Raw genomic sequence first — 25,562 nt, 5'->3', positions numbered from 1 at the left:
CTCTCCTCCAGACGCCCGAAACTTCATCTTTTCCCAAATACTCCCGCCGGAGGCACGATTTTTCACCGAAAAATCGTACCCGTGGCGGAGGCCTTATCCCAGCATTCCCTTACCGTGCCCCACGGCCGATTGCATCGTCTTTACCACGACGAAAGCATCGCGCAGATGACTTCGCTCAAAGTCCGACAGGTCGGTGGGTGCCAGATAATTGTCCGGCTTCTCCCCGCGCTTGACCATGGCCGCCTGATGCTCCAGCCGGGTCTCGGCGATCAGATCATAAGCGTCGAGCAGATCTCGCGCGCCCGAGGGGCTGAGCACGCCCGCCGCCTCTGCCGCCTTGAGTCGGGCGCGGGTTCCGGCCTCGGGCAATCGCCCCTGCAATGCATAGATGCGGCCCAGATCGACCACCGGCACCACGCCGTTGTGCTTCAAGTCCAGCGTGTTGCGGTGCTCGCCCGAGCGGATGGTGGCAAAGCCGCGCAACAGGCCCAGCGGCGGCGTATGTTTCAGCGAATTCGAGATCATGTGGGCCACAAAGATCGAATTGGCACTGGCGGCTTTCAGCGTCTCGGCCTGCAGATCGGCAAACAGGTCGAACGCACCGCCAATGGGCCGCAGGTCGAACATGACCGAGGCCAGCATCTGCGCCTCGGGGTTTGGTTTGGCAATCCAGCCCGCGAAATAATCGCGCCAGATGCGCACCGGCTGACACCAGCGGGGATTGGTCGCCATCATGTCGCCGGGGCAGTAGAAATAGCCGCAGGTATCCAGCCCGTCGCTGACGAATTTCGCCAGTGACGCGAAATAGGGCATGTCGCCCTCGCGCACGCTGTCATCCAGCATCAGGCAATTGTCCTGATCGCTCACCCCGGTTTGCTCCTGCCGCCCCTGGCTCCCGCAGGCCAGCCACAGATAGGGCACGGGCGGCGGGCCCAGCTTGGCCTCGGCCAGGGCCAGCAGACGGCGGGTGGTGGTGTCGGCGATGTCGGTGATCAGGCGGGTGACCACCTCGTGCCGGTTGCCGCCCGCGACCAGCTGCACCAGCAGGCGGGGGATCTCGGCGGTAACCTTGGCCATCTCTTCGGCGTTGTCCGCACGGGCGATGCGGCTGACCAGCTCGGCCGAACTGACCGCCTGATACCGGGTCAAGTCGGTCTGGGTCACGATGCCCACCAATCGCCCGCCCTCGGCAATCGGGATATGGCCGATGCGATGCTCCATCATCGCATGCAGCACGTCCGAGCCGATGGCGCCGGGCGACAATGTCAGCGGCGAGGGGGTCATCACCTGCGAGATCGGCGTGGCGGCGGGCAGCGCCTCGGCCACCACCTTGCCCGACAGATCGCGCACGGTGACGATGCCGCGCAGCGTCTCGCCCTCGGTGATGCAGAGCGAGGAAATCCCGCGCGCGCGCATCTGCTGTGCGGCCTCCTGCACCGAGGTTTCCGGCGAGCAGGTGGCCGGGTCGCGGGCCATCAGCGTATCGACCGGGCTGGTGGCCAACGTCTCCTGCTGCGGGCGGGGGCCACGGGCGCGGTTGAAGAACTTGGCCACCACGTCATGTTCGGCGATCAGCTCGCGAAACAGGGCAGGGGGCAGCACCAGCAGCACCGAATGGGCATCCGCCCGGGCGCTGGTCGCGGCCTTGCCGTCGCGCAAAAGCCCACGCTCGCCAAAGGAATTGCGCAGGCCCAGATGCGAGACGACGACACCGTTCTCGTCGGTGATCTCGATCTGGCCTTCGTGAATGACGAACAGACCCGGCAGCGTCTCGCCCAGATCGTAGACCGCGAAGTCCCGCTCGACCTCCCAGGCCTCGACCTGCAATGCGATGGTCTCCAGCACGTCGACGGGCAATGCGTCATAGGGATGGACGGATTTCAGAAAGCGGGTGATCTGCTCTGGCGACAGGGGCATCGGGTCTACCGTCAACTCTTGAAGTAAAAAGTCCCGCCCGGACAAGCCGGGCGGGATCAGTCGGGTCACAGTGGGCGGCCCCTATTCGGGAGGGAAGTCTGGCCGCCCCGCATCTCAGTGATCCTGAGCTGCGCCTGCGCCACGGGGAATGCGCACGCTTTCGACCAGATCCTTGATCTCCTGCGGCGTGTCTTCGGTGGCGTTCGACACGAAGTAAGCCACGGCGAAGTTGATGACGGCGCCGATCGAGCCGATCGCGGTCGACTGGATACCCAGCAGCGAGCCGGAAATGGTGTCCGGGAAGCTGTTGGTGCCGGGGATGAAGAGCCAACCCTTGTGCAGGAAGATGTAGATCAGCGTGAAGAGCAGACCTGCCAGCATCCCCGCAACCGCGCCCTTGTTGTTGATGCGCTTCGAGAAGATGCCCATCATCAGCGCCGGGAAGATCGAGGCCGCGGCGAGACCGAAGGCCAGCGCCACGGTTTGGGCGGCGAAGCCCGGCGGGTTGAGACCCAGATAGGTCGCTACCACGATCGCCACCGCCATCGAGATCCGGGCCGCCAGCAACTCGCCCTTTTCGCTGATCTGCGGGTTGATCTGCCCCTTGATCAGGTCATGGCTCACTGCGCCCGAAATCGCCAGCAGCAGACCGGCCGCGGTGGACAGCGCCGCCGCCAGACCGCCGGCCGCGACCAGCGCGATCACCCAGCCGGGCAGGTTGGCGATTTCCGGGTTGGCCAGCACCAGGATATCGCGGTTCACGGTGAGTTCCGAACCGCTCCAGCCGCGTTCCTCGGCAGTGGCGGCAAAGGTGTCGGACTTGTCGTTATACCACTGGATCTTGCCGTCGCCGTTCTTGTCCTCGAACTTGAGCAGGCCGGTGACCTCCCAGTTCTTGATCCAGTCGGGGCGCGCCTCGTACTCGATCGGCTGCTCGTTGGTGCCGTTCGGATAGATCGTGTCGACCAGGTTCAGCCGCGCCATGGCACCCACGGCCGGGGCAGTCAGGTACAGAAGCGCGATGAAGACCAGCGCCCAGCCGGCCGACCAGCGGGCATCCGACACTTTCGGCACGGTGAAGAAGCGGATGATCACATGCGGCAGACCCGCGGTGCCGATCATCAGCGAGAAGGTGAACAGCGTCATGTTGATCACCGACGAGGGTGTGCCGTCCTGGGTGGTATAGGCGGCAAAGCCCAGATCGGTCACCACCTGATCCAGCCGTGCCAGCAGCGGCTCGCCCGACACATGGTCGCCGAAGAGACCCAGACCCGGGATCGGGTTGCCGGTCAGCTGCAGCGAAATGAAGATCGCCGGGATCGTGTAGGCGGTGATCAGCACGCAATACTGGGCCACCTGGGTATAGGTGATGCCCTTCATGCCGCCCAGAACTGCGTACATGAACACGACGCCGGCGCCGATCAGCAGGCCAACGGTGTTCGACACCTCAAGAAAGCGCGAAAACGCCACGCCGACACCGGTCATCTGGCCGATCACGTAGGTGACCGAAGCCACGATCAGGCAGACAACGGCCACCATGCGCGCGGTCGGGCTGTAGAACCGGTCGCCGATGAACTCGGGCACGGTGAACTTGCCGAACTTGCGCAGATAAGGCGCCAGCAGCAGCGCCAGCAGCACATAGCCGCCGGTCCAGCCCATCAGGAAGGACGAGGCGCCGTAGCCGCCGAAGGCGATGAGGCCGGCCATCGAGATGAACGAGGCCGCCGACATCCAGTCGGCCGCCGTGGCCATCCCGTTGGTGACCGGGTGCACGCCACGCGACGCGGCGTAGAACTCGGATGTGGAGCCCGCCCGGGCCCAGATCGCGATGCCGATATAGAGCGCGAAGGTCGCGCCCACAAACAGCAGGTTCAGGGTATACTGTTCCATGGCGTCTTACTCCTCGTCCACGCCGAATTCACGGTCGAGCTTGTTCATCCGCCAGGCGTAGAAAAAGATCAGGGCCAGAAAGACCAGGATCGATCCCTGCTGCGCGAACCAGAAGCCCAGATCGGTGCCGCCGACGGAAATGCCGGCAAGCAGCGGGCGCAGCAGGATGCCGAACCCAAACGAAGCGACAGCCCAGATGATCAGGCTGACGATGATGATCCGCAGGTTGGCTTGCCAATACCCTTGTTCGGCTTCGGCCGCCTGCGTGGAGTTTGTCGATTGATCCGCCATGACGCGGTTCCTCCTTGCTTTCTCCAGGGGTGTCCGGTGCCGGACAAACCCTCTCCATGCGCCTGCGCAAACGTCTGGCCGCAGGCATGCCTTCTCCGGTCCGCCAAGGCGGTTGATCCGGGTATTCCTCAGGGGTTGGGGGAAGGTAGTGGTTCGTCCCCCGGGGTCTTTCCCGCCTAGTTCATCGCCCCCTTGACGATGGAGGCGAGGCCCTGGGCGATCTCGTCGATCTGTCCCATGGCGTCGATCTTTTTCAGCACACCGTGACCCGCGTAGTATTCGATCAGCGGCGCGGTCTGGGCGTGATAAGCAGCCAGGCGCGACTTCACGGTTTCCGCGTTGTCATCGGCGCGGCGCTTGAACTCGGTGTTGCCGCATTTGTCGCATTTGCCCTCGACCGCCGGCTGCTTGAACGTGTCGTGGAACCCTTCACCGCAGCCCGCACAGGTGTAGCGGCCCGAGATGCGGGTGACCATTTCGGCATCCTCGACCTCGAGGCTGATGGCGGCGTTGATCTGCTGCTCGGTCTCGGCCAGCAGCCCGTCCAGCGTCTCGGCCTGAACCGTGGTGCGCGGGAAGCCGTCGAGGATCACGCCCTTGGCGCAGTCCGGGTCGGCCATGCGGTCGCGCAGGATGGCGATGACGATGCCATCGCTGACCAGATCGCCCGCATCCATGACCGCCTTGGCGGCCTTACCGGCCTCGGTCCCGGCGGCAACGGCTTCACGCAGCAAGTCACCGGTACTCAGTTGCACCAGCCCGAACTGCTCTTCCAGCATCCGGGCCTGCGTGCCCTTCCCGGCGCCCGGAGGGCCGAGAAGGATCAGGACGGTGGGGGTGGTTTTTACGGCAGCGTCCATCACACCCTCACTTGTTGGCCCGGTTTTCGATCAGATCCTCGACCACCGACGGATCGGCGAGTGTCGAGGTATCACCCAGCGAGCCGAAATCGTTCTCGGCGATCTTGCGGAGGATACGGCGCATGATCTTGCCTGAGCGGGTTTTGGGCAGGCCCGGGGCCCACTGGATCACGTCCGGGCTGGCGATGGGGCCAATCTCGGTCCGGACCCAGGTGCGCAGCTCTTTAAGCAGATCGTCGCTGGGCTCGCGATCATTCATCAGGGTGACGTAGCAATAGATGCCCTGGCCCTTGATTTCATGGGGGTAGCCCACCACGGCGGCCTCGGCCACGGCGGCATGCGCCACCAGCGCGCTTTCGACCTCGGCGGTGCCCATGCGGTGGCCCGAGACGTTGATCACGTCGTCGACACGGCCAGTGATCCAGTAATCGCCATCCTCGTCGCGACGGCAGCCGTCACCGGTGAAGTAATAGCCCTTGTAGTCGGCGAAATAGGTTTTCTGGAACCGCTCATGATCGCCCCAGACGGTGCGCATCTGTCCGGGCCAGCTGTCCTTGATGCACAGCACGCCCTCGACCCCGTTGCCACTGATCTCGACACCCGATTGTGGGTCCAGAACCACCGGCTGAATGCCGAAGAAGGGTTTCATGGCCGAGCCCGGCTTCATCGCGTGTGCGCCGGGCAGCGGGGTCATCAGGTGACCGCCGGTTTCGGTCTGCCACCAGGTATCGACGATGGGGCAGCGACCGCTGCCGACAACTTCGTTGTACCAGTTCCACGCTTCGGGGTTGATCGGCTCACCCACGGTGCCGAGCACCTTGAGATCGCTCAGATCGCATTTCTCGACCCACTCGTTGCCCTGACCCATCAGGGCGCGCAGGGCAGTGGGGGCGGTGTAGAACTGATTGACTTTATGCTTTTCGCAGACCTGCCAGAAGCGCGAGGCATCTGGGTAGGTCGGCACGCCCTCGAACATCAGCGTGGTTGCCCCATTGGCCAGCGGGCCATAGACGATATAGCTGTGCCCGGTGACCCAGCCTACATCCGCCGTGCACCAGTAGATGTCGCCGTCATGATAATCGAAGGTGATTTCGTGCGTCATCGAGGCATAGACCAGATAGCCGCCGGTGGTGTGCACCACGCCCTTGGGTTGGCCGGTCGAGCCGGAGGTGTAAAGGATGAAAAGCGGGTCCTCGGCGTTCATCTCGGCAGGGGCGCAGTAGTCATCGGCCTCCAGCGCCATTTCGTTGTAGTCGTAGTCGCGCCCGTCGATCCAGGTGGTCTGCCCGCCGGTGCGCTTGACCACCAGACATTTCACGCTGTCCTTGCAGTGCAGCAGCGCGGCGTCGGCATTCGACTTGAGCGGCGTCTTGCGGCCACCGCGCGGCGCTTCGTCGGCGGTGATGATCACCTTGGCGTCACAGCCATTGACCCGGGCCGCCAGCGCGTCGGGGGAGAAACCGGCGAAGACGATGGAATGGATCGCGCCGATACGGGCACAGGCCAGCATGGCATAGGCGGCCTCGGGGATCATCGGCAGATAGATCACCACCCGGTCGCCTTTGCGCACGCCCAGGGACTCGAGAATATTGGCCATCCGGCAGGTGCGGCGGTGCAGTTCAGCATAGGTGATGTGCTGCGCTTCGTCGGTGGGCTCATCCGGTTCCCAGATGATCGCGGTCTGATCGCCACGGGTCTTCAGGTGACGATCCAGGCAGTTGGCCGAGACGTTCAGCGTGCCGTCGGCATACCAGTTGATGCCGACCTTGCCGAAGCTGTAGTTGACGTCCTTGACCTGCGTGTAGGGCTTGATCCAGTCGACCCGCTTGCCGTGCTCGTCCCAGAACGCAACAGGGTCGGCTATCGAGGCGGCATACAACTCATCATACTTGGCAGCATCGACATGTGCGCGGGCAACGGTGTCGGCGGATGGCGGAAATACTTTGGCATCTGCCTGAGCGGCGGCTGTCATTCTGAGGCTCCTCCCTCTGACTGAGATTTGTGCGACCGTTTTCGCCCGTGGCGCGGGTTTTGTCGATCCGGTTCCTACCCTGCGCAAATAATACCCGGATCTGAAAATAAGGAAATAAATTACCGTAATCTAACGGTTTATGTGTAAATATTTTTCTCTGTTTCGTCCGGTTCTGTAAATTCGAGTGCAAGGCGTTTCCGCAAACATGTTCATTTTCAATGCCTAACGAGTCAACGAATTTCCGCTCGCGATGGGCGGGCAGCTGCGCAAGCCCTGCGAGAGGATCGTAAAGCGCGGCACAACCGCCGCGACATTTTGTTGCGCGCCGTCCGGGCGAGCGGCAGTTGCCGCCGCAAGCCCGCAGGGATGACTCGGGCCGCGCCTCCCCGGGGGTTGGCAGGGTGGGGTGTTGGCGCTAGCTTGAGCGGCAAGCGGCCTGCCAGAGGGCCGCAATCAAGGGAGAGAGTCCATTATGACCAAGATGTTGACCGGTGCGGCCGTTGCCGCCCTGAGCTTTGCCTTTGTCGCCGAAGCGGCCGCCACCGAATGGAATGTGTCGGTCTGGGGTAAACGCCGCGCCTTTACCGAACATGTCGAGAAACTGGCCGAGTTGGTGAGCGAGAAAACCGGTGGCGAGTTCACCATGAACGTCAGCTATGGCGGCCTGTCCAAGCCTAAGGAGAATCTGGACGGCATCTCGATCGGTGCCTTCGAGATGGCGCAGTTCTGCGCCGGCTATCATCGCGACAAGAACCGGGCGATTACTGTGCTGGAACTGCCGTTTCTGGGTGTGAACACGCTTGAGGAAGAGGTCGCCGTCAGCCACGCCGTTTATGGCCATCCGGCGGTGCAGGACGAAATGGCACAGTGGAACGCGCGCATCCTCATGACCTCGCCCATGCCGCAATACAATCTGGTCGGCACCGGCGATCCGCGCGATCAACTGGCCGAGTTCGACGGTATGCGCGTGCGTGCAACCGGCGGTCTGGGCCAGGCGTTCGAGGCGGTGGGCGGCGTGCCCACTTCGGTGCCCGCAACCGAGGCCTACAACGCGATGGAATCCGGCGTGGTCGATACCGTGGCCTTCGCCCAGCACGCGCATCTGTCCTTCGGCACCATCAACAAGGCCGACTGGTGGACCGCCAACCTGAACCCCGGCACGGTGAACTGCCCCGTCGTGGTCAATATCGAGGCCTATGAGGCGCTCAGCGCTGAGCATCGCGAGGCGCTGGACAGCTCGATTGACGAGGCCATCGCCCATTACCTCGCCAACTATGGCGAGCTGCTCAAGAAATGGGACGGCGTGCTGGAAGAGAAGGGCGTCGAGAAAGTGAACATCTCTGACGAGGTGATCGAGGAGTTCCGCGCCAAGGCCGCCGATCCGATCCGCGAGAAGTGGATCGCCGATATGTCCGGTCAGGGCCTGCCTGCGCAGGACCTCTACGATCTGGTGCAAGCCACTTTGCTGCAGCAACGCGGCGGCAACTAAGCGATTGGCCGGGCGCCCATTGGTGCCCGGCCTGACCGCCCGGATTTCCCCCTCAACAAAGGAGTTCTGCGATGGCAGGACATGCCACGGTGCTGGAGGATGGCAGCCTGCTCAGCCGTCTTGACCGGCAGCTTTTGCGGCTTGAGCGGTTGATGGCGCTGGTCAGCGGGCTGGCGGTGTTCTCGCTGATGGTGCTGGCGGTGGTCTCGGTCGGCGGGCGCAACGCGATGAACGCGCCGCTACCCGGCTATGTGGACTGGATCGAACAGGCGATGCCGCTGATTGCCTTTCTCGGCATTGCCTTCGTGCAGCGCGACGGCGGGCATATCCGCATGGATATCATGATCGGACGCCTGAGGGGCCGGGCGCTGTGGCTGTTCGAGCTGATCTCGGTCCTGCTGATCCTGATCCTGATGATCGCGCTGGTCTGGGGCAGCTGGGCGCATTTCGACCGCTCTTTCGATTTCGGCGTGCCACTTTGGAGCCGTGACAGCTCCATCGATATCGGCATCCCGATCTGGCCCGCAAAACTGCTGGCGCCGGTGGCGTTCTCGGTGCTGTGCCTGCGGCTGGTGCTGCAGGTCTGGGGCTATGGCCGCGCCTTCCTGCTGGGGCTTGAGGCGCCGGTGGCGGTGCCGCTGATACAGGACACGGCGGCGCAGGCCGCGGCCGAGGCCGAGCAGCTCGAGGGGCAGGAGTAGGGCATGGACACGATCGAGATCGGCCTCTGGGTCACCGGCGGGCTGCTGGTCATGGTGGTCGCGGGCATGCGCGTGGCCTTTGCCGCCGGGCTGGCGGGGCTCATCGGCCTCGTGTGGATCTTCTGGGCCCGGTTCGGCTATGACCCCGAACGCTTCGGCAAGGCAATCACCGTTGCGGTCAAGACCGCGGGGCAGGTGCCGCATTCGAAAGTCGCCTCGCACACGCTCAGCCTGATCCCCACCTTCATCCTGATCGGCTATCTGGCCTATTACGCCGGGCTCACGCGGGCGCTGTTCGAGGCCGCAAAGCGCTGGATCGCCTGGGTGCCGGGCGGGCTGGCGGTGTCGACCGTCTTCGCCACCGCAGGCTTTGCCGCCGTGTCAGGCGCCTCGGTCGCCACCTCCGCCGTTTTCGCCCGCATCGCCATCCCCGAGATGCTGGATGTCGGCTACAACAAACGCTTCGCCGCCGGGGTCGTGGCGGCGGGCGGCACGCTGGCCTCGCTGATCCCGCCCTCGGCCATTCTGGTGATCTATGCCATCATCGTCGAGCAGGACGTGGGCAAGCTGCTGCTGGCGGGCTTCATCCCCGGCGCGTTTTCGGCGGTGATCTACGGCCTGCTCATCGTCGGCATCGCTGTGGCCTTCAAGACCGTCGGCCCGCCCGTCACCGGCTTCACCTGGCGCCAACGCCTTGCGGCGCTGCCCGGCGCGCTGCCCATTGTGGCGGTGATCCTGATCATCATCTGCTTCGTCTACAACCCGTTCGGAGATCAGGCCTGGGGCACCCCCACCGAAGGCGGCGCCATCGGTGCCTTCATCGTGTTCTGCTTTGCACTGTTTCACGGTATGCGGTGGGAGCAGCTGAAATCGGCCCTGCTGGAAACCGCCAAACTAACGGCGATGATCTTCTCGATTATCTGGGGCGTGCTGATCTATGTGCGCTTTCTGGGCTTTGCCGACCTGCCGGGTGCGTTCTCGGACTGGATCACCTCGCTGGCCATGTCACCGATGCTGATCCTGATCTGCATCCTGCTGGCTTATGCGGTGCTGGGCATGTTCATGGACGCCATCGGCATGCTGCTGCTGACCCTGCCGGTGGTCTACCCGGCGGTGATGGCGCTGAATGGGGGCGAGGCGGTGAGTGCCGCCGATAGCACATTCGGCATGTCCGGCCCGATGTGCGCCATCTGGTTCGGCATTCTGGTTGTGAAGATGGCCGAGTTCTGCCTCATCACCCCGCCCATCGGCCTGAACTGCTTCGTGGTGGCGGGCGTCCGCCCCGATCTGAGCGTGCAGGACGTGTTTCGCGGCGTGGCGCCGTTCTTCGTGGCCGACGCCATCACAATCGCACTGCTGGTGGCGTTCCCGGCCATCGTGCTCTACCTGCCATCTCTGGCGGGGTAGAGCGCTTTGCGTTTAATTTGAATCGGAATACGCTGCCTCTCCCTTCGGTCGAACGCGCATTCCGATGCACGTATCTCAGATAAAACGCAAAACGCTGTAGCGGGCGGCCCGCGCCGCCCGTCGGGGATCACAGACGGATATTCTCCAGATCCCAGATGGTGACGGCGAGCGCCTCGCCAGCCTCGGTCCCGTCCGCGCGTGCCAACGGATCGAAGTCGCGAAGCTGTCCGAAATCATGCCCGGTCGCGGCCTCAAGGTCGCAGATCCGCACCTGAAAGGTCTTGTACTCGCCAAACGCAAAGCCCTCGACCGCCTCGACATGGCCCCGATCCGACAACATGCTGTGGATCAGCTGCCCCTGCGACAACACATAGGCCGTGGCGTGCAGGCGCAGGATACCGTCCTCCTCCGGGGCTTCGGCCAGCATGGTGACCAGCTTGAAATACTCCAGCGGCACCGGCGCGTCGGTATCGCCCAGCGGCGGCTCGTGGCCGGTAAAGATCGGGCCGGTGAACACATTGGCGCGAAACCCGTGGGTGCGCACATTGTCCATGATGTAATCCTCCAGCCCCAGCCAGGTCTGGTGGTTCTGGTTGAACCCCTGATGCTGCGGGCTGGCCACCGTGTAGTGGAACGTGTCCTTGTTGGCGCGCTTGGCGATCTCGTGGGTTTCGCCCCAGTTGGTGATCGCGCGGCGCACCAGATGACCCCGGTCGATATCGGCGTGGCCATAGGCCTCTTTGTCCAACTGCTGCTCGGCGGGGATGCGCAGGTCCTTGCGCCAGCGGGTCGACCCGCGCTTGACCCGTTTGGTCTGCTCCCCGTCAACGTTGAGCGCGGTCAGCAGCGGCCCCTTCACCGCACCGCCGTAAAGCACGCTGAAATGCTGATACCGCAGCTCGAACGGGCGCTCGGGCGTGGCATCGCTGGGCGCGGTGAGCGGGATCCGGTCCGACAGCTTGGGCAGCGGCACCGGCACCACCTGCAGGAACTCGGCATCATAGCCCTCGCGCCCGGCAAAATGGTCGGCCTCATGGCCCTCGGGCGCTTCAGTCGGACCTCCGGCAGAGGGGTGTACATCTCCCGCCGCACCGTCATCCAGCAGCCCGGTCAGGGTAGAGACCCGCACGGCACTGTTGCCGATCCCAAAACGTCCGGCGAAATGCAGCCCCACCACCTTGCCGCTGTCGAGGCTGATCACCGGGCTGCCGGAATTGCCGCCCAGCGTGGTCGCATCATGACCCAGCCGCGCCGCATCGTCGGCGACCTGCACAAACCCCGGGGCAAAGCGCTTGACGTCGTAAAGGCCCTGAAAATACCGCTCCATCTGGGTCCGGTCGTTGCGCGAGCCGTCCGAGGCCGGATAGCCGATGACCGCGATCATCTCTCCGTTTTCGGCATCTGCCTCGGCGCGGGGCAGGGGCGTGACCGCCAGCCCATCGCCCGGCTTGTCGATCCGCGCCAGCGCCACATCCGCCGAGATATCGTCGGCGATATAGGTGAATTTCTGGATGCGCACGGTGCGGCTGTCATCCTCTGAGGTCTCGACCTCTTCCAGAAAGTCGATGGCGGCGCCGTACTGGATGTTGCCGGGGCCGAACATGAACACGCCGTCGCCCAGAAAGGTGCGCCGCGCCACCAGCTTGGCCACATGGCGGTTGGTGATCACCAGCAGGCTGCCATCATCCTCTTCATCAATCACCCAGCCGGTGCCGCCCCAGGTCATGTCGTGATTGCGGAACTCGATACGACCGACCGAGGGGAGGAGCGGTTCGATATTGGTGATCTTGATGTCGGTGCCTTGCGCGAAATCGGCGCCGAGCTGGGTCTTGCCCTCGACCTGCCCGTTGCGCACCAGTAGCGGCGGACGGCCAACCGCGCGCACGATCGCTTCGAGCTGGACGGGTGAGTGGCCCGCCGCCTCAAGCTGCCCGGGTTCGCTGTCAAGCATTTGTTTGGCCGCTGCGGCATCGGCCAGCCCCAACTCCTTCAGAATCGGTGGGCCATCGTCGATCACCTGCTTCAGCTTGTCGAAATCCCAATTGGCCCGCAGCCCTTCAAGCCGGTTCAGGCTTTCGGTAAATGCGCGGTCGGTCATATCAAATCTCCTTTACAAATATCTATCATATCACGAAAAAATTTCTTCTGCCGACACCCCACGGGCGGCGAGCGCTGCCAGTGAGGCGCTCTGCGCGAGCGGCAGCCCCGCCTGTTGCAGCAGCCGCAGCGCGACGTGCAGATCGCCGCCGCATCTGGCCGACGCGTCCTGATAGGGCCGTATGAGACGTCGGCGGGCCTGCGCCCGATACCGCTCGGCCGGGGCAAAGAGCCACAGCAGCGACAGCGCCAGTTCGCGTGTGTCCAGACGCTCGGCCACCGCCATGGCCTGATGATCCACCTGCACGTCGGACATCCAGCCCTCGGGCGGCGAGGACCCATAGGACCAGAGCCCGTTCACCGTGCGCCGCCAGCGTTCGGCGGCATCGGCCAGCGCGGGCAGGTCGCGGGCGGGGCGGAAAAAGGCATACGCCCCCAGCACCTCTGCCGCGATCCCTGCATTGGCCAGCGCCTCTGCTGCGTCCGAGGCATAGGATGACAGCCCGTGCGCCACCTGTTCCAGCCCGCGCAGATCGGGTGCAATCAGCAACCGGATTTCAGCGAACAGTTCGCGCAGCCGTGCCAGATCCCTGCCAAAGCGGCCACCATCCTGACGCGTCATCTGATCCAGCCGCACATATTCCACCAGTGGCGTGGCATAGGGGTTGAGCGGCGCGATGATGCGCCCGTAGGTTTGCGGCGCGAAATCCATCGCACCCCCGTCGAACCGCTGCTGGATACCCAGATTGGCCCGCAACCGGTCGGCGCGGTCGCGCTCATTCCAGGCCATTTTCTCATCGCCGCCGGGCAGGAACGGGAAAAGCTGCGCCTTGGCGTCTTCGTTCAGCGTCGAGTATTCCCGCCCGAAAGGCACTTGCAGCATCATGGCATCAAGGGCGCAGCCTGCCAGAATGCTGCTCGAATAGACATCCGTCGCTTTCGCCAGAACGTCGTCCAGATCTCCCTTCGCCAACCGCTCAAGACAGCCGGAAAACCGGAACTCGGCCCAGATCTCGAGCAACGCCCTGACCAGATCGGGTTTGGAGGTGTTCAGGGCCTCTTCGAAAAAGCCCTGCGGCAGGTGGTCGAAGATCTGCTGTACCAGCGTCCACTGCCCGGTGCGCCAGGCATGTGCCATCGCGACCAGGCCGGCATCGCTGATCAGCTCGAACGGGGTCGAAAAGCCGCTTGCCATGATGCCGGGAACTTCGCGCAGCTCGCCTTTTTCCATCATGATCTCGACATCCCGAATGGCGCGTTCGTCGACCGGCTGTGGCATGCCGGCATCTTCGGGTTTCACATAAATGACGCGCTGAAGGCGATGATCGAAGGCCAGTTGCGGCTTGGTTTCGCGCGGCGGGGGCGGGCTCGGCGCAGGCGGCTGAGGCGCATCTACCGCGAAGGGTTGGTTCAGCAGGACAGAGAACGCGTCGCCCGGCATGTCGCCTTCGTCTTGGAATTGGTGCACGAATTCCGACCTTTGGCTACGGGCCTGCCGCACGGCGTCACTCGCAGGCTGGGGAAGGTCATCCAGCATGTCATCGGTGAACTCATAGGCGGTGTCCGGCGCGATGTCCGGAAATTGCTCATTCGGGTCGCGGCTGAGCTGAAGCCGATGATAGAGAGCCGTGGCGTAATGCTCGCCAACAAACCACTCGGCGGCCTTCCGGTTGATCTGTTGTGCTATCTCTGGAAACTCGCCGTAAACCAGGCTCAGAAACGCTCTGCGGACATCACTGCGGTACACAAGCCACGAGCCGTCCTCATGTATAAGCCAAGTCAGTTCACGCTTTATGTCCTCGACCGTCCGTTCTGCGTCGGCCTCGTCCAGCTCCAGTTCCAGAACCGGCGCAAGCACGTTGCGCAACACGTCGGAATTTATCCGCAGCAGCACCAGACCTTTGATCGCGATGTCGCGCAGGGGATTGGGTATGCGATCGAGAATGCGGCGATAGAGATACGCTTCAACCTGATCTTCATTGATGTCGTCGATCAGCTTCTCGTCCAGTTTGACGCCGTTCTCCAGCGACTTGATCGCAAGCATCAGGCGGAGCGGATTGCCGTCGGCGATGCGGACGATGGATGGTCGATCCTCCTTGGCCACGCCATGACGCTCGAGCAGTGTTTCAACCGCCGAGTTTTCAAGGCCCATCAGTTCGACATGATGCGCCACCCGCTTTTCGGCGAGAAGGATGGACTCGCGGCGCCCGGCTGAGATCAGGCAGATCGGGCGCCCGATCAGCTCAGCCAGACGATCCAGACGTTCGAACAGCAGTTGCACCCGAACTTCGGAGCGGCGGCGCACGACCTCAAGCGCATCCAGCAGTATGACAAGGGTGCTGCCCGATCCGCGCACCGCGTCCCGGATCGCATCGTTGATTTCACGGGGCTGGACCCGCCCGGGCAGGGTCTTGAGCCCGGCGGTCGCCTCGACGGTGCGCAGACGGGCCTGCCGCAGGCGTTCGGCAGAGCCGGACAGGCTGTTGCCGATCTGGCGGGACAGCTCGTCCATCACGGCAATGTCGTCGCCCGCCGCAAGCGAGGGTCTGTCAAAGTTCAGCCTCAGGACCACCATCTCGCGCTCCTGCGCAACCCGGCCAATCTGATCCAGAAGATGCGACTTGCCGATGCCGGGCAGGCCGGACACATGCAGGGTACGCAGCTGCGCCGGTTTGCCTTTGCCCGCCCATTCCGAGGGGGAGGACAGCCAGTTGCGCATCACCCTCAACTCGGCCTCGCGCCCGACAAAATCCGACGCGGGTTTGCTTTCGGCGCGCCGCCCGAAATCCGATCGCTCCCCCCGCGCCTGACGGATGGCATCGCTGGCCCGTGGCGGCAGGTCGCCCAACATGTCGTCGGTGAACTCCAGGGCCAGTTCCGAACCAACGTCCGGCACAGGTTCGCCGGGGTCACGGCATAGCTGCAATTGATGATAGAGCGCGGTGACATCCTGAACGCCGACAAACCAATCGGCGGCAATCCGGTCGATCTGATGCGCCTCGTTAAAGTGGTCTTCATAGATGAGGCTCAGGATCGCGCTGCGGATATCGCTGCGGTGCATGAGCCAGGGACCATCGCGGCGCACCAGCCAGTGGTGATGGGCCAGATCGTCCAGAATGCGCCGGGCCTGCGTGTCATCCAACGTCATGCCCAGAACCGGCGCTACCACCTGACACAGCGCATCCGCGTTGATCCGGTGCAGCACCAGCCCCTTGAGCGCCACGTCGCGCAGGTGACGCGGCACCCGGCTGAGGATGGCGCGGTAGAGGTAGCCCTCGATCTGATTGCCCCGCGCACCCTCGGGCAGGTCATCATCGGGCCGGGCGCCCAGTTCCACCGATTTGCTGGCCAGCACCAGTCGCAACGGGATGCCGTTGGCGATGCGCAGGATGGGGGGCCGGTTTTCGACGTCCACACCGCGTTTTTCCAGCAAGGTTTCGGCCACCGGGTCCTCAAGCCCGGTCAGGTCGATGTGATGGGCAACGCGCTTTTCGGCAGGCAGAATCGAATCGCGGCGACCGGCGGAAATCAGGCACACCGGACAGCCCGCAAACTCAGCCAGCCGGTCCAGCCGCTCGAACAGCAGCCGCACCTGTACATCGGCGCGCTGGCGTACCACTTCGAGCGTATCCAGCAGGATCAGGAAGCTGCCGTCGAACCCGCTCAGCGCATCGCGGATCGCCCCCATGATCTCGCGCGACTGACCGCGCCGGGTGAGACCTTCGAGATCGGCCAGCGTCTCGGCCCGCCGCAGCCGGGCCTGACGCAGCGCTTCTGCTGTGCGGGGCAGGCCGTTGCCGATCTGGCGCGACAGCTCGTCAAACAGCGCATGATCGTCCTGCACGGTCAGCGACGAGCGGTCGAAATCCAGCCGCAGGATGACCATGCCGCGCTGCCGCGCGATCTGGATGATGCGTTCCAGCAAAAAGGACTTGCCGATGCCCGGCAGGCCGGACACATGCAACGTGCGCAGCCGCGGAGGTGTGCCGGTTTCGGCCCAGTCCGACGGCGACGACAGCCATTTATTGATGGTATCAAGCTCGGTTGTGCGGCCGAAAAAGCCGGTGGCAAGCGCACGCTCGTTGGCCTGGGCCTGCTGCAGCCTGTTCACCGCACCCCGCAGCGCCGCGACGCGGGAATAGCCCGGCGCACCCGGCCCGGCGCGGTCCAGCACCTGAATCAGGTCGAGCAGAGGCTCGGCCTCCTGCGTGGCCTCGATGTGACCATCGATGCTGTCCGGCGCGTAGGGACCGGTTCCGGCCAGGGCCTGCTCAACCTCGGTGGGTCGCTCGGAATACGTGCCCTCACCCCCGAACGGCGAGGAGCGCGACAGCACCTTGCGCCGCACGCTGTTGCGCATCAGCCAGAGGTCCTGCTTGTCATCCCGCTCAACCGTGCAGTCAGGCCGCAGCAGGCTCACGATATCCAGCAACCGGGTCGGGGTTTCGGCCAGTTCCGCGCCACCGATTTCCATCAGCGCCGAAACCGGGTTGAACGCGCCCGAAACGGCCGCCACCCAGCGCAGCTTGTCCAGAAGGTCGCGGTTCTGCGGATCAACCTTCATGGGCACCTCCGGCGTTGAGGTCTTCTCCCAGATCGTGCCGCGCCTCGCTGCGCAGCCGGTCGGCCACCAGCGGCAGTTTCGTCGTCGCAAACCGGTTGGCCACCACCGGCGGGATGCCGTCCAGCGCCCGGTCCACCATGTGATTGCAGACCCCTTCGTCCCAATCCAGCTCCAGCGCCTCTGTCATCAACTGGACGCAATCGAACACGTCACGGCGCAGGAAGGGCCGGATGTAATCGACAAAGACGGCGGGGCGGGTGTCGGTCGCGGCCTCGTCGATGCTGGTCACGGTGCGCGCACGCAGGTCATAGGTTTCGCACCCGCTGAGGACCAGCCGCATCTCGGGCGCGTCCAGCACCTCTTCGATCAGGTGCTCCAACTGGAACCGGGTGTGATCGATCTGACCGCTTTCGGGGTTCTCGAAATAGAGCCACAGCATCTCGTCCCGGGCCTGGCACTGGGCGCGCAACTCCTCAATCAGTGCCTTGATGCGGTCATCCTCGTGCGCGGCATCGGTGGTTTCATCAGCAGCCACACCGGCGCGGGCGGCCACGGGACCGGCCCCCAGCAGGGCGCGCTGGCGGACCGCGTCGACCAGATCGCGGCGGTTGAACCCCGTCTCCAGACGTACCACCCGGTGGTTGCCCTCATTCACGTCCAGGAACCGGTCGAGCAGGTTGAAGCTGAAATTCATCCCTTGCCGCCCGTCGATCTCGGTCCGTTTGATCCAGATGCCGCGCAGGCTGGTTTCCTCGGTTTCCAGCATCGCCGTCAGCGCGTCGAAAAACCCGTTGCGCCCGATGACGAAATGGCCATCCAGATCGTCGCTCAGCGACCACAGCCTGCGGGGCGGGCAATCGCGGTCGATCTGGGTTCGGAAATCGTCATTGGCCGCGAAATGGTGATAGGGCACCAGCCGCCGCACGTTGCGCCACCGGCCCTGATGCAGCCCGACAAAGGCAAAGGATCGGTCGAACCCCGCGCCGCCCGACGATCCTCCATGCGTGGAAATCGAGTGCACATGACGCGCCTCGTCCAACTGTTCGCGCCGCAGGTGGCCGACGGCGATGCCCTTTTCGGCACCTTCGGGGAAGTGGATCAGCACAAAGGCTTCGGTCCCCACCCAGTCGGGCGGCTCGGCGGGCAGCGACAGATGCCCCAGCGTCCGGCCCAGCGGTGCGCGGATGCGCAACAGAGCGGCATCGCAGAGGGCAGAGGCATCCGGGCCTTCCGGCATCTGCCCGGTCTTTTCGCCTTCGAAACAGGGGGCGACCCAGACCGCGCGTGCCTGATGGCGGCTGCCATCCGAAAGCTGCACGCTCACATCCTGCACCGTGGACGGATCGACGCCGGTGGCCGCATCCGGTGCATAGGCGTCCACCACATGCGCCGAGGTCAGGATCAGCCGCGGCGACACCATTGCGCCGCTGCCCATCACCTGTTCATCGACCATCACCCGGCACCGGAACGCCTTGGCGCCGCTGGCAAATTCGCCGATCTGGTCGATATCAAGATCGTCATGGTCCGCCGCACCGTTGAGCGGAACCAGCGCCACCGGATCGGTCAACTGATCCGGGTCAGGGGGCAGGGGCTCGACCCCACGCATCCGCAAGGCGGCGATAAAGCGCGCCATCAGCCCTTTGTCCAGCAACCGCTCCACCATCAGCCCGGCCAGCGCATTTCCTTCGGGAAATAGCTGCGCCACACTTCGGAAACTGTCGATATCGCCTCCGTGACCGGCGGACTGGAACACCTCCTCGATGGTGTCGTTCACCAGTTCCGGGCGATCCTGCAAGAGCGGCTGCAGGTCGTTTGCCGTCAGTTTTTCGTCGCCCGCCACCGGCCTAGTCCGCGCCAACAGCCGCCTTGAGCGCGGGCTTGTCGGCCAGGATTTCGCTTAGTCCGGGGCTGGTGGTGTCCGGGACCAATGCGGCCTCGGCACCCAAGGTCTCAGCAGCCCGCGCGCGGGCGCCGGTGCGGTGGCTGAGCCACAGCAGCTCGGACGCGTAATCGGCCAGATCCGAGGAAAACTCCGCTGCCGCTGCCGGTGCGTGGTTGGCCAGATGGGTGAGCAGGATGTTGGCGCTGCTTTCGATCCCTGCCGGGCCGAGATCGGATTCGGCCACGGCCTCATGCCCGGTCAGCGATTGCGGCAAAGGCGCGTCCAGAGTGGATTTGGCATCCAGCACGCCCGCGCCCAGATCATTGGCACCTCCCCAGACAGGTGGTTTGCTCAGCCCGTGGGTTACGCTGGTGATCCACATCGCCTGCACCGTGGTGCCCGCAGCGGCAGCTTTGTGGCGCAGAGCCGTCCGCCCGCCGTGACGCGCTACCCATAGCGCGGCAACCCCGGCGGCGAGCGAGGTGGCCAGCGTAGTGCCCTGCGACGCCTTGATCCCCCAGTCATGATCATCCGGCTTGCGCTTGGCAGCACCCCAGACATTCTCTCCCGGCGCCGACAGCGTCACCTCAGGGCCCCGCCCGGACCGCGCCCAGGGCTGTAGGCTCCGGGTCACGGCGGCCAAAGCCGTGCACAACCCGTTGGCCGCGTAAGCCGCCGGAAAGACCACATTGGGCCAACAGTTTCCTGCCGCACACACCACGACCAGCCCACGCTGCACGGCCTGACGCAAGGCCCGCTCGGTCGAGGCGACGCGTCCGGGTCCGCCTTGCGCCATCGTGATCACATCGGCGCCATTGTTGATGGCATGGGCGATCGCATGGGGCAGGGTGCGCTGGTCCAGATTGATCACCGATTTGATCGCACGGATTGGCATCACCTTGGCCTCGGGCGCCGAACCGGTCACCGCGCCGGGCTGACCGGTATTTCCGTTCATGTCGGCACTGCCGCGCGAGGCGATGACCGAGGTCACCAGCGTGCCATGCCCGGGATTGCGCAGTGGCCCGTCGCTGAACCGGTCCGAGGCATCGGTGCCCCCCTCGACCAGGTTGAGCTGATGGGTCAGATCCAGCGCCCCCTGCAGCTCGCCATGCGAGGAATAGCCTGTGTCGATTACCGCCACGGTCGAGCCCGCGCCGCGGCTGCGCTGCCACGCCTGCGGAGTGCGGATGACCTTGTGCACCCAGCCGAAGGGCCGGATATTGGTGCGCGGGGTGGAACAGTTGAACAGACCGGCCTCGGTGGTGACGGCGCCCACCGCGACCGCGCCATAGAGGCTTTCGGGCAGTACCGGGTTGGCCTCAATCGCATCCAGAGCGGCGCGCAGACGGCGGGCAAACTCAAAAGCTGTGGCCTCTTGCCCGGCGACATTGGTGCCGCTGAATTCTGCGAAAAAGAACTGATCCTGCTCCTCGTCAAAAGCGCTCTCGACCTGGGCCGCCGCGCCGGGCAGCGCCTGTTCGATCCGGTCAGAGATATCGGCAGGAGAGGCGTTTTCGGGAAAGACAAGCTCGACAACAAATGGATCGGCACCGTCGCGCGAGGCTGAGCGCAGCGTTTCAAGAAGGTCCTGCATGGATGAGTCCAGTTACAAATGTGAACATACAATAGCTGATAGGCTAGCACAGATTGCACCAGAAATCACCATTGCGGCAATGAGGGATAGTCCGGACAGCCAACTGAAGCATAAAAGAAAAGGAAGTGTCCGCACGTCATATTGGTCTGCTGTGCGGGACGGAACAGACCTTGGACGAGAAACCTAAATTTGCGCAACCTAAGCAGATGGACAAAGTACTTGGTCACGGATCGCCTGGAGATCCTGCGGTGTCAAAACTGCTTCGCAATGGCCCTAGCCATGGTTTCTTCTTGATCGTCACCGCTTCCAGTAGAGAAATAGGCAATCACAAGATTACGTGAGGGTGAAATGTAAAGGCCCTGTGCACCGACGCCCTTTTTCCAGAAATCGCCATCTTCAAATACAGCATCCCACTGGTAGCGATTTGCGATGTTTTCGTCTTCGGGAAAACCCTTTCGCGCGTTCAGCTCACCGAGATAGCCCCGCTGATAGATGGCCGGGTCGCCACCGGTCTGGATATTCTGAATTATAGCGTCAGAGATAATCTGTTCATCTGCGATCGTGCTCCAACTCGGCGTGAATAGCATCCCGAAGCGGGCCATGTCGCGGAGCGTCGAATTCATCACGCCAAAACTTGCTGGCAGTCCATCGTCGCTAACGGCCACAAAGGCATCGTGCTCCATCCCGGCTTTTCGCCAAATCCGCTCGCTGAGATACTCGGGCAGCGGTTTTCCAGAGACGTTCTCCACGATCACGTCGACCACGAATGTGTTGATCGAATTGTATTCAAACACCTCGTATCCCGGCATTCGGCGTGTCATGCCGCTCAAGACTTCCAAAGGCGTTTCTTCCAGACCAAGCGGGTTGTCGAGAAGCCCCATCGTAGAAACCCAACGATACCACCCTTGCTCCGGATTGGTGCGGGAATCTCCGGCCGGCTCGTCCAACTCGGTTGAGTCCAGCCCGGTTGCCATATCGAGGGCATGTTCGACGGGCACAGTGTCCCAGACCGAATCTTGGAGTTCCGGAATATAAGTGCTTACAGGATTCGTGATATCGACTTTGCCCTCCTCCTCAAGCAGTGCGAGGAGTGTACTGCCGAGGATCTTGCCGGATGAGTACCAATTGTGTTTGTCGAACTCCCGCATCGTTTTGTAGTGCTCGAAAAGGATTTCGCCGTCCTTCACAACAATCAGCCCATCCATCGGATAGTTCTCGAACTGTTCGTTGACGGTCGAAACCGACCCGTCCTCCCTGGTGAATTCAATGTCGCCGATGGAGGGCTGAAGATTTTCCGGCAAGTCGCTGATTGATCCGGCTCGGAGAATTTGCGCAGTTCGGAAAAAGCGCGACATGTTCTGCCATGCGTAGAGAGTGCGCTCACTTGGCGCCAGCATCTGCACCTTTTTATCTTCATCAGAGAAGAAATCATGGATCTTGCGAATCTCGTTCAAGGGCGTATCTGCGGTCACCATTTCTTGAGCGCTGGTATGGGGCGCCAGCAAAGAACAGGCTCCAGATAAAAGAAGCGCGCTTGCATTTGAGTGAATCGAGCGACGGAATCGAAAATTAGGAAAATGCATTGCTCGGTGTCCCTCCAAGTCGTTGTAAGCAGGTTCGGCAGTTGAGTCGTCTACCTGTCCCTAGTTGTGCCAAGCTTCAGTTTGCCGCCGAAAACGAAAACCACTAAGTCCAACCAATTGATGTTCAGACCTTAAAAGCAACTCTCCCACAATGATATGATGAACGTCGTCCCAAGGCACACGAAGGTTGTGAAGCCCGGCAAGCAGGGGACTATAGCGACGTCAAAGAGTATTGAGCGCCCATTTCGGGCTCCGAGAGCACCAACACGAAATACGGGCGTTCCTGAAGAAAAAAGACCCCGGGCAAGATCAACTTACCCGGGACCCGTGCTTGAGCGACTGGCGCTCTAACCCGCCCGCATCAGCATGCCGAACAGATCGCGCGGGTCGTCCGGGTCTGCCAGCATGTCGAGCGGTTCGAAGAACTCGGTACCTTCGATGGCGGATTTCACATAGCGCAGGGCCGAGAAATCCTCGATCGCGAAACCTACGCTGTCAAAGAGGGTGATCTGCCTCTCATCGCGGCGGCCCTCGGCCTGGCCGGTCATGACCTGCCACATCTCGGTCACCGCATGATCGGGGTCCAGCGCCTGAATCTCGCCCTCAACCCGGGTCTGTTCGGGATATTCCACGAAGATCTCGGACCGCAACAGGATGTCCCGGTGCAACTCGGTCTTGCCGGGGCAGTCGCCGCCGATGGCGTTGATGTGCACGCCGGGGCCGACCATGTTATCGGTCAGGATGGTGGCGTATTTCTTGTCGGCGGTGCAGGTGGTGATGATCTGCGCGCCCTCGATGGCCTCTTCCGCCGTCTTGCAGGAAACCACGGTCAGCCCTTTGCCCGCCAGGTTGGCCGCGCATTTCGCGGTCGCCGCCGGGTCGGTGTCGTAAAGCCGCGCGGTGTCGATGCCGCAGAGCGCCTTGAAGGCGAGGCACTGGAACTCGGACTGCGCGCCATTGCCGATCATCGCCATCGTGGTCGAGCCCTTGGGCGCCAGATACTTGCCGACCAGGGCCGAGGTCGCTGCCGTGCGCAGCGCCGTCAGCATCGTCATCTCGGTCAGCAGGGTCGGATAGCCGGTATAGACATCGGCCAGCAGGCCAAAGGCGGTCACGGTCTGCAACCCTTCCGAGGTGTTCTTGGGATGACCGTTCACATACTTGAATCCATAGGCCTCACCATCCGAGGTGGGCATCAGCTCGATCACCCCATGCGGCGAATGGGCGGGCACGCGGGGCGTCTTGTCGAAGCTCTCCCAGCGCTTGAAATCGGCTTCGATCTGATCGGCGATCTCGGTCATCATCCGCTCGACCCCCACGTGGTGGATCAGGCGCATCATGTTGTCGACGGATACGAAGGGCACGAGGGCCTTGTCGGAAGGTTGCATCACGTACTCCTATCGGCGGGCAAGGTGGATGCCGGCGATCATGCAGCGGACCGATCCGCCGGCGGTTTCAATGGTGGGCACCGAGAGTGGCAGCGGCGTGGCGCTGGCCTCGATGATGGCGATCTGCTCGGGCGTCAGGGCGGCCAGCGCGCGCGCAGAGAGCGCCAGAACCAGCCCGTCGCGCCCGGTCAGTTCGATGGCGTTCCCGGCGAACTCGGCGATCTGGTCATGGCTCAGGTCGATGACGGTGCGCCCGGTTTCTTCCAGCCGGGTACGGACGGTTTCGCGCCGCTCTCGCTCGGTGATCATGTCCAGACAGATCATCGCATATTGCGTGCCGATCCCCATCAGGACATTGGTGTGGTAGACGTCGCGGCCCTGCGCGTCGCGCGCCTCGAACGCGATGGGTTCATAGTTGAAATGGGTGCAGAACCGCTCGAGCAGCACCGGATCGGCGCGGTGGGATTTGACCGTATAGGCGATGCGGCCCGCGTGATCGAGCACCATGGCCCCGGTGCCCTCCAGCGCCAGATCGTCCTGCTCCAGCCCGGAATAGTCGATCACGTCCTGAACGCGGTAGTCCTGTTTCAGCATCTCGATCACGTCCGCGCGCCGCTCGCGCCGCCGCGAGGGCACGAACATCGGATAGATCGCCACATGCCCGCCCGGATGGGTCGAGAACCAGTTGTTGGGAAACACGCTGTCGGGCGTGTCGCGCTTACCGTGATCGTCAAAGACATGCACGGTCACACCCGCCGCGCGCAGTTGCTCCACGGCACGGTCGTGCTCGTCCCGCGCAGCGGCCGAGGTGGCTTCGGCAGAGCGGTTGGCCAGCGTCTGGAACGCGTTGTCATCCCGGGTCTCGGGATTCGAGGCAAAGGCGTGCGGCCGGATCATCACCACGGCGGAAGGGGCTTGCAGGGACAGCATCAGAAGCTCCGGGTCGGGCGGTCGAAGATGCGGCGCCCCATCAGCGAAGCGGCCAGATCGACCATCAGTTTCGCGGTACGTCCACGCTCGTCGAGGAACGGGTTCAGCTCCACCAGATCCAGCGAACAGACCAGCCCGCTTTCGTGCAGCAGTTCCATCACCAGATGCGCCTCGCGCTCGGTGGCACCGCCGGGAACGGTGGTGCCCACGGCGGGCGCGATGGCGGGTTCCAGGAAATCCACATCCAGCGACACGTGCAGGATGCCGCCCGCAGCCCGCACGCGGTCCAGAAACGCCATCAGCGGCGCCTTGATGCCATGCTCGTCGATGCTGCGCATATCCGCAAGCATGGCGTTGTCCTTCTCAAGCGCCGCCCGCTCATGCGGATCGACCGAGCGCAGTCCGATCATGCCCACCTGCTGGGTGGGCACCGGCGCGGGCAGGGCAGGGAAGGCCTCGAACCCGGCCTGACCGGTGAAATACGCCACCGGCGTGCCGTGTAGATTGCCGCTGCCTGTGCTGTCGGGGGTGTGAAAATCGCTATGCGCGTCAAGCCAAAGGACAAAGAGCGGGCGACCCAAATCCTGCGCATGGGCGGCCATGCCCGCGACGGTGCCCATCGACAGGGCGTGATCGCCGCCCATGAAGATCGGCACGCCCTGCGCGGCGGCCTCCCGCGCGCTGCGCATCAATGCCTGCGTCCAGCCCACGCATTCGGGCAGGGCAAACAGGTGGTCATGGTCCGGTATATCGACCGGATCGGGGCTGACATCGCCCAGATCGCGGATCGGGTGGCCCAGATCGGCCAGGGCCTGCTCGATCCCCGCCACACGGTAGGCATCGGGCCCCATCCGGCAGCCCTGACGCCGCTTGCCCGCGTCCATCGGGGCTCCGACAAGAAGAATATCACGCTTTTCCATGTCGCCATTTTGCGTATCCACCCCTCTTGCGGGAAGAGATCAAATTGCTCAAAAAGGAACTTTGATGACCGAAACGG

16 protein-coding genes are annotated in these 25,562 nt (G+C 63.5%); 3 read left to right on the top strand and 13 right to left on the bottom strand.

Going from position 1 to position 25,562, the window contains the following annotated elements; genetic code table 11:
• Positions 1-93: 93 nt before the first annotated feature.
• The 5 genes from AB3N21_RS14685 to acs all read right to left on the bottom strand — a co-directional run bounded on the left by AB3N21_RS14685 (position 94) and on the right by acs (position 6,930).
• Positions 94-1,917 carry a DUF294 nucleotidyltransferase-like domain-containing protein gene (locus tag AB3N21_RS14685; protein WP_367935911.1) on the bottom strand — a complete coding sequence of 608 codons (1,824 nt, stop codon included), beginning with the start codon at positions 1,915-1,917 and terminating at the stop codon, positions 94-96.
• A 114-nt stretch (positions 1,918-2,031) separates the two neighbouring features.
• The gene (locus tag AB3N21_RS14680; protein WP_171174408.1) at positions 2,032-3,807 is read right to left on the bottom strand and encodes a sodium:solute symporter family protein; all 1,776 of its coding nucleotides are present in this window, start codon (positions 3,805-3,807) and stop codon (positions 2,032-2,034) included.
• Between the two features lie 6 nt (positions 3,808-3,813).
• The gene (locus AB3N21_RS14675; RefSeq protein ID WP_171174840.1) at positions 3,814-4,098 is read right to left on the bottom strand and encodes a DUF4212 domain-containing protein; all 285 of its coding nucleotides are present in this window, start codon (positions 4,096-4,098) and stop codon (positions 3,814-3,816) included.
• Between the two features lie 176 nt (positions 4,099-4,274).
• On the bottom strand, positions 4,275-4,958 hold the full coding sequence (locus AB3N21_RS14670; protein ID WP_367935910.1) for an adenylate kinase: 684 nt from the start codon (positions 4,956-4,958) through the stop codon (positions 4,275-4,277).
• A gap of 7 nt (positions 4,959-4,965) precedes the next feature.
• On the bottom strand, positions 4,966-6,930 hold the full coding sequence (gene acs, locus AB3N21_RS14665) for an acetate--CoA ligase (RefSeq protein ID WP_367935909.1): 1,965 nt from the start codon (positions 6,928-6,930) through the stop codon (positions 4,966-4,968).
• Between the two features lie 472 nt (positions 6,931-7,402).
• Here acs and AB3N21_RS14660 point away from each other — a divergent pair, with 472 nt between their 5' ends.
• From AB3N21_RS14660 to AB3N21_RS14650, 3 genes are all read left to right on the top strand, one after another.
• A complete protein-coding gene (locus tag AB3N21_RS14660; protein WP_171174402.1) occupies positions 7,403-8,419 on the top strand; it encodes a C4-dicarboxylate TRAP transporter substrate-binding protein in 1,017 nt (338 codons plus the stop codon).
• 71 nt (positions 8,420-8,490) lie between these two features.
• Positions 8,491-9,120 (top strand): TRAP transporter small permease subunit, encoded by a 630-nt coding sequence (locus AB3N21_RS14655; protein WP_171174400.1) that lies wholly within the window; start codon positions 8,491-8,493, stop codon positions 9,118-9,120.
• Between the two features lie 3 nt (positions 9,121-9,123).
• A complete protein-coding gene (locus AB3N21_RS14650) occupies positions 9,124-10,527 on the top strand; it encodes a TRAP transporter large permease (RefSeq protein WP_367935908.1) in 1,404 nt (467 codons plus the stop codon).
• Positions 10,528-10,654: 127 nt separating this feature from the next.
• Here the strand turns inward: AB3N21_RS14650 and AB3N21_RS14645 are convergent, their stop codons facing one another.
• The 8 genes from AB3N21_RS14645 to rocF all read right to left on the bottom strand — a co-directional run bounded on the left by AB3N21_RS14645 (position 10,655) and on the right by rocF (position 25,485).
• Positions 10,655-12,625, bottom strand: coding sequence for a DNA/RNA non-specific endonuclease (locus tag AB3N21_RS14645; protein ID WP_367935907.1), 1,971 nt, complete (start codon positions 12,623-12,625; stop codon positions 10,655-10,657).
• Between the two features lie 30 nt (positions 12,626-12,655).
• The gene (locus tag AB3N21_RS14640) at positions 12,656-17,188 is read right to left on the bottom strand and encodes an AAA family ATPase (protein ID WP_367935906.1); all 4,533 of its coding nucleotides are present in this window, start codon (positions 17,186-17,188) and stop codon (positions 12,656-12,658) included.
• Positions 17,178-19,046, bottom strand: coding sequence for a serine protease (locus tag AB3N21_RS14635; RefSeq protein WP_367935905.1), 1,869 nt, complete (start codon positions 19,044-19,046; stop codon positions 17,178-17,180). The genes AB3N21_RS14640 and AB3N21_RS14635 overlap by 11 nt, the downstream gene beginning before the upstream one ends.
• Positions 19,033-20,664 carry a S8 family serine peptidase gene (locus AB3N21_RS14630; RefSeq protein ID WP_367935904.1) on the bottom strand — a complete coding sequence of 544 codons (1,632 nt, stop codon included), beginning with the start codon at positions 20,662-20,664 and terminating at the stop codon, positions 19,033-19,035. Before AB3N21_RS14630 ends, AB3N21_RS14635 begins: the two co-directional genes overlap by 14 nt.
• Positions 20,665-20,915: 251 nt before the next feature.
• Positions 20,916-22,247, bottom strand: coding sequence for a serine hydrolase domain-containing protein (locus AB3N21_RS14625; protein WP_367935903.1), 1,332 nt, complete (start codon positions 22,245-22,247; stop codon positions 20,916-20,918).
• A gap of 347 nt (positions 22,248-22,594) precedes the next feature.
• A complete protein-coding gene (locus tag AB3N21_RS14620; protein ID WP_367935902.1) occupies positions 22,595-23,638 on the bottom strand; it encodes an ornithine cyclodeaminase in 1,044 nt (347 codons plus the stop codon).
• A 6-nt stretch (positions 23,639-23,644) separates the two neighbouring features.
• Positions 23,645-24,565, bottom strand: a complete 921-nt coding sequence (ctlX, locus tag AB3N21_RS14615; RefSeq protein ID WP_367935901.1) for a citrulline utilization hydrolase CtlX — start codon at positions 24,563-24,565, stop codon at positions 23,645-23,647.
• Complete coding sequence (gene rocF / locus AB3N21_RS14610) at positions 24,565-25,485, bottom strand: arginase (RefSeq protein ID WP_367936142.1); 921 nt, start codon at positions 25,483-25,485, stop codon at positions 24,565-24,567. The genes ctlX and rocF overlap by 1 nt, the downstream gene beginning before the upstream one ends.
• Between the last annotated feature and the right edge of the window lie 77 nt (positions 25,486-25,562).

This window comes from Ruegeria sp. (assembly GCF_040830605.1).
Lineage (GTDB): Bacteria > Pseudomonadota > Alphaproteobacteria > Rhodobacterales > Rhodobacteraceae > Ruegeria.
Note: the sequence above shows the minus strand (reverse complement) of the source record. Positions and strands in the feature narration are given on the sequence as shown.